7 protein-coding genes are annotated in these 10,295 nt (G+C 66.7%); 5 read left to right on the top strand and 2 right to left on the bottom strand.

Annotated features, from left to right (window positions below):
• Positions 1-312 precede the first annotated feature (312 nt).
• Positions 313-1,812 carry a DUF2971 domain-containing protein gene (locus DY245_RS43215; protein ID WP_181924116.1) on the top strand — a complete coding sequence of 500 codons (1,500 nt, stop codon included), beginning with the start codon at positions 313-315 and terminating at the stop codon, positions 1,810-1,812.
• 946 nt (positions 1,813-2,758) lie between these two features.
• On the opposite strand, the gene DY245_RS45065 is transcribed toward DY245_RS43215, so the two are convergent.
• A complete protein-coding gene (locus tag DY245_RS45065; protein ID WP_181924115.1) occupies positions 2,759-2,920 on the bottom strand; it encodes a hypothetical protein in 162 nt (53 codons plus the stop codon).
• 284 nt (positions 2,921-3,204) lie between these two features.
• Positions 3,205-3,363 (bottom strand): hypothetical protein, encoded by a 159-nt coding sequence (locus tag DY245_RS45060; protein ID WP_181924114.1) that lies wholly within the window; start codon positions 3,361-3,363, stop codon positions 3,205-3,207.
• On the opposite strand from DY245_RS45060, the gene DY245_RS43210 reads away from it, so the two are divergent.
• The 4 genes from DY245_RS43210 to DY245_RS43195 all read left to right on the top strand — a co-directional run bounded on the left by DY245_RS43210 (position 3,347) and on the right by DY245_RS43195 (position 10,164).
• Entirely contained in the window at positions 3,347-4,432 is a 1,086-nt protein-coding gene (locus tag DY245_RS43210; protein ID WP_244943637.1) for a hypothetical protein, read from the top strand. The two genes, DY245_RS45060 and DY245_RS43210, sit on opposite strands and share 17 nt — an antisense overlap.
• A gap of 425 nt (positions 4,433-4,857) precedes the next feature.
• Complete coding sequence (locus tag DY245_RS43205) at positions 4,858-5,391, top strand: hypothetical protein (protein WP_244943636.1); 534 nt, start codon at positions 4,858-4,860, stop codon at positions 5,389-5,391.
• On the top strand, positions 5,388-7,454 hold the full coding sequence (locus DY245_RS43200; protein WP_128512584.1) for a DEAD/DEAH box helicase family protein: 2,067 nt from the start codon (positions 5,388-5,390) through the stop codon (positions 7,452-7,454). Before DY245_RS43205 ends, DY245_RS43200 begins: the two co-directional genes overlap by 4 nt.
• Positions 7,444-10,164 carry a TerD family protein gene (locus DY245_RS43195; RefSeq protein ID WP_128512583.1) on the top strand — a complete coding sequence of 907 codons (2,721 nt, stop codon included), beginning with the start codon at positions 7,444-7,446 and terminating at the stop codon, positions 10,162-10,164. The genes DY245_RS43200 and DY245_RS43195 overlap by 11 nt, the downstream gene beginning before the upstream one ends.
• Positions 10,165-10,295: the final 131 nt, after the last annotated feature.

Raw genomic sequence — 10,295 nt, 5'->3', positions numbered from 1 at the left:
CGACATCCACGAAGCCTTTCTCACCCTGGGATGCGCACTCATCTGCTGGCGGCGCCTGAAGTCATTGCGTTAGGAGTTCTTAGTGCTGGTCTTGCTCGGTGGGTGGCTCGTGGATGGGGAGGCTGGCGCTCTGGCACCGCTTCGGCGCCTTCGAAGACTCAACGAAGCGTCGGCCCGCTCGCGGAGAACGGACGCCTTCCAGGTGGCGCAGACAACCAACCTCACCTTTTCGTCACCATGACGAAATTAGGTAGAGTGTGTGGTGACGGCTGCACAACCGGTGTCATCCCTGGGCGGCGGAAGGACTCCTGCGTGAACGGCGACGATGAGCTCTCCAATGAATCTGGCGCGATCGTGCACCCAGCCTCGGCCTTCGAGACCTACAGCGAATACGAGGTGTCCACCGCCCCGCGGACCATCACCGGTCACCTCTTCCACTACACCAACACCACGGCGGCGCTCTCCCACATCCTGACCGAGGGCCGCCTGCGCCTATCGCCCTACAAGTCGACCAATGACCTGTGGGAATCACAACCGCACTACCCGATGCTCAGCTCGCATCACGACCAGAAGGATCTCGACGCCGGATTTCCTCTATGGGATGAGATCGACCGGCAGCTGCGCCTGCACACCAAGGTCGGATGCCTGACACGCGACGTGGCCCTGCCGCCCAGTGCGTTCAACCCCGATGCACTGCGGGGATGGCCTCACCTGTCGCTGTGGACACACTACGGTGCCGGCCACATGGGCGTGTGCCTGCGGTTCGACCGGGACAAGCTCGTCAAGTCCTTCCTCGAACACGCCGGTCCCGCAGCCTCCGCCTTCCATGGCCCGGTCCAGTACATGAGCAGCCAGGACAGCCCCGCGACTCGGGGCATTGATATCGGACAGGTCTCGGAATTCGGAGCGGATGCGGTAGCACTGGCATACGCGGAGGCCAACAAGGAATCACTGTTCTTCCGCAAACACATCGACTGGGACAGTGAGGCCGAGTACCGGCTCATCCTGCTGAACCAGTCCACCGATTACGACTACGTCGACATCCGAGCCGCGCTCACCGGTGTCGTCCTGGGCAGCGCGTTTCCCCAAGACCACGTGCAAGACCTGCTGAAGGCTCTTGAGCCCTATCCCGACGTCACGGTGGAATACCTGCAATTCCTCAATCGCAGGTTGCACCGCTTCCCCTTCGAAGGCTTCGTCCCTCAGCCTCGGCCGGCCTCCACCCAGGTATGGCCTCCTCCCCGGCGGGAGGGTTCCTTGGCCGAGCGTCTGCTCGCGCTGCGTGATGCTGACGCCGAGGCCGAAGCACGTCGCGTGGCTGCAGCCAGCCTTGCCCGAGTGCCCGCAGCGGTGCTTGAGGAAGGCGTCGAAGGGCTTGTCTCGCGACTGAATTCGTGGCCCGAGACCGAGGTTCGCAGCTATCCCCACAGCACGGCAGTGCCCGGAAGTATGCGCGCACGAAGGCCCGGAGTCCCAGGGGAAGTCATCCACTACGAAAGTGGCTTCATGTGTGTAGTGGAAACCCTTCCCCAGCAGTCACACACCTTCGTCGCAGCGGTGGCCATCCAGGTCCTGGATGATGAGCGCCTGCGTCTCCACGGCGTCGTGAGCACCGAACACACGCTCTCTGACGGGCACAAAAATGAAGAGGTCTGGCGCAGCCAGCGGGAGACCTCTGCAGTCAATGCGGAAGCCGAAGCGGCCGTATTGATGGGCGACTTGACCCGTGCCGTGCAGGACGCCCGCGCGGCATTCGACCACGCCCGTGGCACTGGCTCTACACCAGGCTCGGGAGTACCACAGGAGAGATGAGTCCCGCTGGGCGGCCGTCGCCCTCACGGTTCCTGCTGGTGCCATCGTGATAGAGGAGAAGGCCCGGCCGCGTCACTTGTTCGCGCCATCCATCGGTGCAGACAGCGAGCTGGCCATGGCGCTCTCCCGGCGCCTACACCAGGAGCACGTTCTCGACCCCGTGAGGTGTTCTGTGCCAGCGGCGGCACACCTCCCCAACCATCGGTCGAACACTGGGCGATCAGCCTGTACCAGCAGGCCGGGCCTGCCCTATCACCGCTGACCTTGTTGTGATATCCGCGGGCATCACACCGCGCCGCGTGGGCGGCGAACTGGGAGGCCGGCCTCTGTGCTTGTGATCAGGTAGCCGGATCACAGTGCTTCGTTGGTTGCGACGCGGCTGGACATGTCAGTAGCCGCTGGTGCTGTATCCCGAGGCCTTCCTCCTTGCAGGGATGCTGGCGGCACGAGAGCGCCGCCGCATGCGCGGCACCTGGGGTGTGGAAATGGACCAAACGTGGCTGAACGCCGTGGGCGGGGTGCTGGAGGAGTGGCAGATGCCTGCCCCCCCTTGCTCTCATGCCGGTGGGCATCTGGATGCAGCACCACAGTTCACCGCCGCTCGTGGCTGGAGCGGATCAAGCCGCACAAGGCAAGTGGCGCCGCCTCCCCACCCCTCTCCCCCACGTCGACGTCCCGGCCGATACGCACCTGGAAAACTGACCTGTCTGCCCTGGCGGTTCGGCGATGAACCCCTCGAGCCGGACCTCACCATGGCCTGGTCGGTGGCCGGCCAGGCCTGAATTCCTCCGCCAGGGTGCTCCTGGGGTACCGGACCAGCGCGCAACAAGGCCGGAGGCCGGGCAGCAGCCTGGAATGAGAGGCCGTCTGGCGGTCCGCGAACAGGCTGGGGCCAGGTCGCACCCGATCCGTGTGCGACGGCGTGAAGGCTGGGCCCGGGCTGGATTCAGACGCCGAATCCAAGGTGGGAGACGTAGGTGTAGGCATGCTGATCCGGCCCCAGGCCATCCACGATCCACGTCCACAGCTCATCCAGCGTACTGTGGTCGTTGCTGCTCCAAGTGTCCACGACGGCCTGCCACTCGTGGCGCACGTTGATGTGCCGCACGCGCAACTCGCGCTGCCAGCTGGACTGAACACTCTTCTGATCGACGGGGTGGGTCTCGATGCGTCTGCCGCGGTCATCGGTCCATAGACGCTGCTTGTAGCGCCCTGCAAGACTGGCGCGGCGACAGAGCTAGAACGCCCGGTCGATCAGGCGAAGGTTGTCGAGGCGGGGCCGTTGCACGCCGCTGATCCAGCGGTTGATGGTCCGGCCGGTGACGCTGATGCCCGCGGCCCTCAGCCAGTGGTCGCCCCGGCTGCCTCAGGTGAGGTAGCGCAGCTGGATGGTCAGGCAAGGCTGGTGGTCACTGGCGGGACGCGCCAGCTGGCTGGGTAGTCGAGGCTGCGGGCCAGGGCCTCGCCGCCGGTCATACCGCGGGCTTCGTACAGGCCGAGTTCCCCCCAGCGTTCTTCCGGGGTGATCGGTACGGTGGCCGGGCTCGACACGCTTGTCATCCTTCCGGGCAGCAGGCTCGCAGGGCCGCTCGCGACGCCCGTCACTGGTGGTGTGCCGGTCAGGCGGTGGGAGGCTGTCGCCATGCCTCTTATGCAGCCTTTCGCTTCCGACTGGGACCGCGTGACCGTACAGCATGCCGAGCAGTGGAACTGGCTCGCGGTCGAGATAACCGAGATCCGGCGATGCGCCGAGGCAGGCGACCAGGCACACGACCGTCTTGCTCTCATCCTCCTTGACCACCTGGTTGAGGTGGTCATCGGCCGTGAAGTCAACTCCCAGCTGGCTTTCCAGATCGCTGACAGCGTCATTGAGGAGATGCGCGAGTTCCGTGACAGCGGCGGACAGCTCAACGAGCAGCTGAGTCAACTGGTCGACGAGCACGTAGGACCGGATCGCCGTAAGGCTCTGGACGACCACCTGCACGAAAAGACCAAGTTGCTGATGCAGAGAGGTGTGCTGACAGCCCAGGAACGCGAAGTGCTCGACCGGCTGCACCAGTACCGCAACGCGGCATACCACCGGGACACGCTGGAACCGGATTTGATCTCAGATCTTGTGCTGGCCTACAGGGTTCTGGCCGACGAACTTGTCGGCCGGCACAAACCGATCGCGTGGACGATGGCATCTTCGGACCCATCTCCCGTCGTGACGCCACAGCAGCTTCGGGGCCGACTCGTCGAAGCCATCGACGTCGATGTCAAAGCGATGGCCCGCCGGTTCCACGATCATGCAGTGAAGCGTGTGCAGACTGTATTGGCGGCCGTAGCCATCGCGCAGCAGCTGTTGGGCGTCAACAGCTCCGGTGAAGCGGACCCCTCCCTCCCAGATGACGACATGGCCCGCATGCTGACCGGCCTCAGTGACGTGTCCAAACAGCTGCCGTCCTGGGAAAAGCAGGCAGAGGGATTGAAGTCCAAGACGTCGTCGCTCACCGGTCTGATGATTCCCTTTATCAACCTGGACCGGGCCCTGAGCCGTATCGAACCGTCCGTCAGACGCCTCGACATGATCATGGACTGGTGGGAGCAGAGTCGGATCGATGAACTCCGCGGCAAGTAGAAAACACCATGCGCACCGGACCCAATCTGGGCTCTCTCAAAGCCAGGCCCCCTTTCAACGGCGCCGGGCAGCCTTTGCACGCCCAATCGTTGCGACCTGATCGAGGACACAGACAGAGCTCAATATTCTCGACACCGCGATCGCCAACACACGCTCTGCATCATCGTGCAGTGCAGTGACCTCTGAGCAACTCCCCTTCGTCTCCTCCCCCGCCCAAGAGGAACAAGCCGGCCTGGCCGCCCAGCGCCTTGGAGCTGTGGCTGCGGCACGCGAACCTGTGACAATGAACTGTCCCAGGGGTGGGTGGGGCTGCACGACATGTAAGGGTGCGGGACCCTGTATGCGTATGAGGGGGGAACGTGGGGGCGTGGTTTGAGCGTATGGCGGCGATACCCAGCATTGCCTTTGCTGGTAGCCCGGGTGTCGTGCGTGAGGCGTTGCCGGGAGCAGGGGTTCGGCCCGACGAGTCGTACGGCTCGCCGATGTGGCCGACCGCCGAGGGCAGTACATCTGCGACGCCGGCCAGCCGGCATGTGCCGTTCGATGCACGCGGGCCGGAGTTGGTCGCCCGTGTCTGGGAAGCGCTGGAGCTTCCGGGCTCGGCCATGGACTACCACTTCGTCCTGCAGGGCGCGGTCGATCGGCTGTGGAGTACGCGTCGTGGGGCCCCTGAGGCCCTTGCGCTCCTTGAGGTGTTCGCCCTGCTGGACCTGGAGTTGATGGAGGCCGCCCCGCAGGCAGTGTCCTTCGACGACGCCGCCGACGCTCCGGCGACGTTTGTACGGGTGACGTCGGTGCCGCGGTTGATCGGTCTGCTGGAGCGCGAGGGCGCCTTCACAGAGGCTCTCGAGCTGGCGCGGCGGCTGGCCCGATTCGGACAGGGCGAAGACGTGGCGGCCCGGCTGTCGGAGAAAGCCGGGCCGCTGGTCGCCGAAGCGGCGGGGAGCGGACCGGCATGAGTGCTCGGCTGGAACGGCTGATCCCCGCCTCTTCCTACCTGGAGGAGGCGTTCTTACGGTGGGTGCTCAGCCCGGCCGTGGATGCGTCGATCGTTTCGCGGGTGCACAGCCAGCATCCGGTCACCGTGAACGAGCGTGCCTACCGGCTAGATTACCTGATCGCGGGTGAGTCGTTGCAGTTGGCCGTCGAGCTGGACGGGTTCGCCTTCCACAGTGACCGGGCCGCGTTCACCTACGACCGGCTGCGGCAGAACGATCTGGCCGCCACGGGCCTGACGGTGCTGCGGTTCTCCTACGATGCGGTGCGGGCGGACACCGCGCGCTGTGTGGCCCAGTTGCAGGCGATGCTGCGGCAGGATCCGCTCCTGGCGCCGCTGGTGACTGCCGTGCCGCGCATCGAGATCCCGGACATGGCCGGCGATCCGATGCGGGCGGCCGATCCGCCCGGCTGTGCCGAACTGCCTTCAGGCGGGGCGTACTTCGCCGGTGTACGGGCCAGGGTGGACCGGGCGCCGTTGCGGGAGTGCCAGGACGAGGCATTGGCCGCGTTGGCGAACTACTACGCCTCCGGCGGCCGGCATGCGGCTGCGGTGATGGCGGTGGGGTCGGGCAAGACGGCCTTGGGGGTGGCGGCCGCGTTGTCGTTCAGCCGACGGCGGGCGCTGGTGGTGACCCCGGGCTCGGTTATCCGCGGCACCTTCGCCAAGGCCCTCGATGCGGGGATGCCGGGCAACGTCCTGTATGGGCTGGCGGGCGGGCCGCTGCTGCCCGGTGCCCCTCCGCCGGCCACGCTCGTCCTGGACGCGGACGACGGGCAGATCAGCCAGGTCAGCCGTGAGCGGCTTCTGGACGCGGACATCCTGGTCACCAACTTCCATGCGCTGGGCACGGGTGACAGTGACGGAGACCTGCTGGCCAAGCTGGAGCCGGGCGACATCGACTTCATCGTTGTCGACGAGGCGCACATCGCGGCCAGCGCCTCCTACCAGCGGCTGTTCGCCCACTTCCAGGGTGCGCGCACACTGCTGATGTCGGCGTGCTTCCAGCGTTTGGACGGCAAGCCGATCGACGCCGATGTCGTCTACCGCTACCGGCTGGTCGACTCCGTCGTGGACGGATCCGCGAAGAACCTGCGGGTGCACCGGTTCGCCCCCGAGGTGGCGTCGACGGTGTATGAGGCGGTGTGGCCGGACGGGCGGCGCGAGCAGATCGTGGGCCGTGATGCTTTGCTGGCCACACTGGGCGACGAGCGGAAGATGGCACGCATCACCGCGCAGTCCGAGGCGCCGATCCGGCAGGTGATGACGGTGACGAGAGCGTGTCTGGATGCGCAGGCCAAGCTGCTTGCGCCCATCAAGCCACGGGTGCTGTTCGCAGCGATGGGCCAGGCGCATGCTGAGCAGATCGCGCGGATCGCCGAGGAGCACGGGGTCCCCTGCGCCACGCTGCACCACAGCCTGCCCGCCTCCACGATCGCCTCCACACGGCGGCGCTTCGAGTCCGACGCCGGGGATCTGCAGGGCATCGTTCAGCTGCGGATGCTCGGCCAGGGCTACGACTTCCCGCCGATCACCGTGGTCGTGCCGCTGCGCCCCTATGGCAGCTTCGGCGAGTTCTACCAGTTCGTCGGCCGTGGTGTCCGCGTCCTGCGCCACCCCGGACTGGCCGCCGACCAGCAGTACCTGGACGTGGTCTGCCATGCCGAACTCGGCCTGGAGGATCATCTGGAGGCCATGTGCTCGGACAACGACATGGACCCCGCTCTCCTCCTGGACGTCCCGCTGATCGACGCCACCTCTCTGGAAGCAGATCTCGTCAACGAAGACGGCACCTCGCAGAGGGCCAGTGGGGGCCTGGGCGGGGTGGACGCGTTCGTGCTGTACGAGCGGGGACATGTCGAGCAGCGCGTGGTGCATGAGCTGGACCGTGTGGAGGCCCGCAGGAGCGAGCGGGAGATGCAGCTGATGGCCCAGCGCTACGCCGTCTATGCGCAAGGCACTGCGGCCGCGGTGCCGTTTGAGCAGTTCGTCGAGTACATGCGGAGGCTGACCGGTGGCCAGTGACCCGACACGCTGGTGGCAGCCGGCCCTGGAGAGCAGTCCCGAGACAGCGCTCGCCCTGGAGCGGGCGGCCGGGCAGCACCGGTTTGCCGACATCGACGCGCTGACGGCCAGACTGCTGGCCGCAGGGCTCGCCGGACAGCCCGTGGCCACCGTCGTCCCCGGCCGAGGCCGTCAGACGCCGGACACCGCCAAGGTGACGGCCCTCACCCGGCAAGAGGAAGCCTTCTGCGCCCGCGTCTTCGAGGTCCAAGAGCAGCAGCGGCGCGGGGCGTGGTACCTGCCGGAGAAAGTCTCGGTGAAGGCGGGGGCAGTCAACCTGCCGCATCTGCTGCGTGAACGCCCCGCCCACGCTCTGACGCTGGCCGCCGATGACACCGCCCGTCTCACCGCTGTGGAGGGCTGGGACACGGTGCTGCTGTGGGCGCTGCTGGTGCCGTTGTTCGAGACACTGCTTCAGCCGGTCCGGCTGCGGGCGGCAGGAGAGATCTTCCCCCGCACGCAACAGCAGCGGTTCTGGACCGCGATCGACGAGCGTTACCGGCTGCTGGGCATCAACGAGGGTGCATTGGAAGCCTTCCGCTTCGGCGGCGGCTGGCACCAGCTGGACCGTGCGGGACAGCAGCAGGCCCGCCTGGCTCTGTTGGACACTCTTGCCGCTGCCGACCTCGTGGAGCTTGTCGCACGTCACCGGATCCAGCGGTTGCAGGGGCTGATGGCTGGTTTCGCCAAGAAGGCAAAGACGGGCACGGCCCTGGCCCGCCGGGTGCTCACCAAGGAGTTGCAGCCGGTCGTCTCCGCGTACTTCGGGGGCGAGTGGCTGGCCGTGCTGGACTACCTTCAGGCTCCCCCTCACCCGGATGAAGAAATCATCACCGCTCTGCCCGAGCCGCGTCTGTACGTCGGCATGTCGGCCCAGACGGCCGGCATGGCTGCCGAGGCGGGCATCGCGGAGGACGAGGTCCATGCGATGCTCGCTGCCTTCCTCGGCGGCGGCAGTTCCGTGTCCCCGGTGGAAGAGCGGGCTGCGGCCCTGCGCGACTGGTGGGCGGGTTTCGACCAGGCACATGCAGCCCAGTCACGGGGAATGCCGTCCCTGTGGGGCCTGGTCGATCAGGACCTGATGATGCTGTCTAGGACCGAGCAGGGGTTCACCCCCCAGTTGTACCGGCAGCGTCTGCCCGCCGAGGTTCGAGAGCAGGTGGGGCGGCTGTGGGAGACGGTGACGCTCCCGCGGCACCCCGGCAGCATCGTCAGCAACCCTCGCCCGCACCAAACCATGGCCCAAGCCCTCGGTCCTGCGGCCGAGTTCTGGCACGGCGTTGGCCTGACCGCCTGGTTCGTGTGCGAAGGCCCCTACTCACGCACCACCTTGGACCGGGTCGACCGCTACTACAGCAGACCGCTGGCCGCCCTGCGCGCGGCCGGATGCCCCGTCGACGCCGCCCTCTTCCGCGAGCTGCAGGCTGCCGAACAGCTCCTGGGGGCTGAGGAAGAGATCACCGACAGCAAGGACAGCACGATCGAGACCCCGTACGGGCAGGTGACGATCACCTCCAGCATGAGCCGCGGCACCCGCCGGGCCGGCTTCGAGCGGGTGCGGGACCTCATCACACGACACCGTCGCGCCTGGACCGAGCAGCACCTCGACGCCTACCTGAAGCACCGCTGGCGTTCTGAGCTGGAGGACGTCGCCCGTGAGCACCACCGCTTCGTCGCCGCCAAGGGTCGGCCGCCCACCCTGGCCCAGTTCGCCCGGTTCGCCACCACGGCAGCCAACCACTGGACGGGCAGCGACCTGGAAGCGCTGTACACAGCCATCGGCGAGCCAGCGCCGTCCCAGCAGAAGCGGCCCGCCCGCCTGTTGACCGAAGACGGCTACGACTTCGCCCGCCGGGTCTACCAGGAACTGGGCGGCAAGCCTGTCGACCATGACACCTGGATGAACAGCCCGGAGGAAACCCAACGGCAGTGGCAGCTCAGCCGCCTGGCTACCGAGAGTCTGCGCTACCTCCAGCTGCAGGAAGCGCTCGGGCAGCCGCCGACCGCCAAGGAGTTCGGCGCCCAGCGGCTGACCTGGCCCTGGCCTGGCGAGGAGACCGAAGGCTGGCCCGTCCTCCAGCACGTTCTCGCCACGCTCACCCGTACCAGCCCGCCCTCGGCCACACCCCACTCCCCCACCAACCCGCCGCCTCCCACCGAGGAAAGCGGCACTCGGCGCCTGCTGACGAAGGGAACCAACACAGCCCTGCGCACCGAGCCGACCACAGTTCGCATCACCGCCACCGGCGCACCCGTTGATGTGTCCGCTGTGCTCCTTAGTCGCAACGGCAAGGTTCGCAGCGACCACGACCTCGTCTTCTACAACCATCCCAGCCACGACGGGGTCCGCGTCGGCTCAAACATCGTCACCGCCGACCTCGACCTCATCCCTGGCGACATCGCAACCATCGCAGTCATCGTCAGCATCGATCTTGAGGCCCAATCCGCAGCAGTCTTCGACCAGCACACCCAGTGGCAAGCACTTATCACCCAGCCCTCCGGCACCCAGCTGACCTTCATACCGGGGCCCTTCTGCTCGGGTGAGACCGTCACCATCGCGGTGGAGCTCTATCGCCACACGACCGAATGGAAGGCCCGCGCTGTCGGGCAGGGCTACGACACCGGTCTGGCGGGCCTGGCCGCCGACTACGGCATCAACGTCGAGGCCTGACGTCCGGGCGGCCCGCCGGAGAGGCCGCAGCATGCTGTGTGCGGGGAGAACGTGCAGCCGAGGATGCTTCTCTGCCGAGCAGCACTGCTGATTCGCCAAAACCATCCCACTGTCCCCTTTTTGAGCTACAG

The sequence above is a fragment of the Streptomyces inhibens genome, assembly GCF_003389455.1.
Classification (GTDB): domain Bacteria; phylum Actinomycetota; class Actinomycetes; order Streptomycetales; family Streptomycetaceae; genus Streptomyces; species Streptomyces inhibens.
This window is presented reverse-complemented; position numbering and strand designations above follow the sequence as displayed.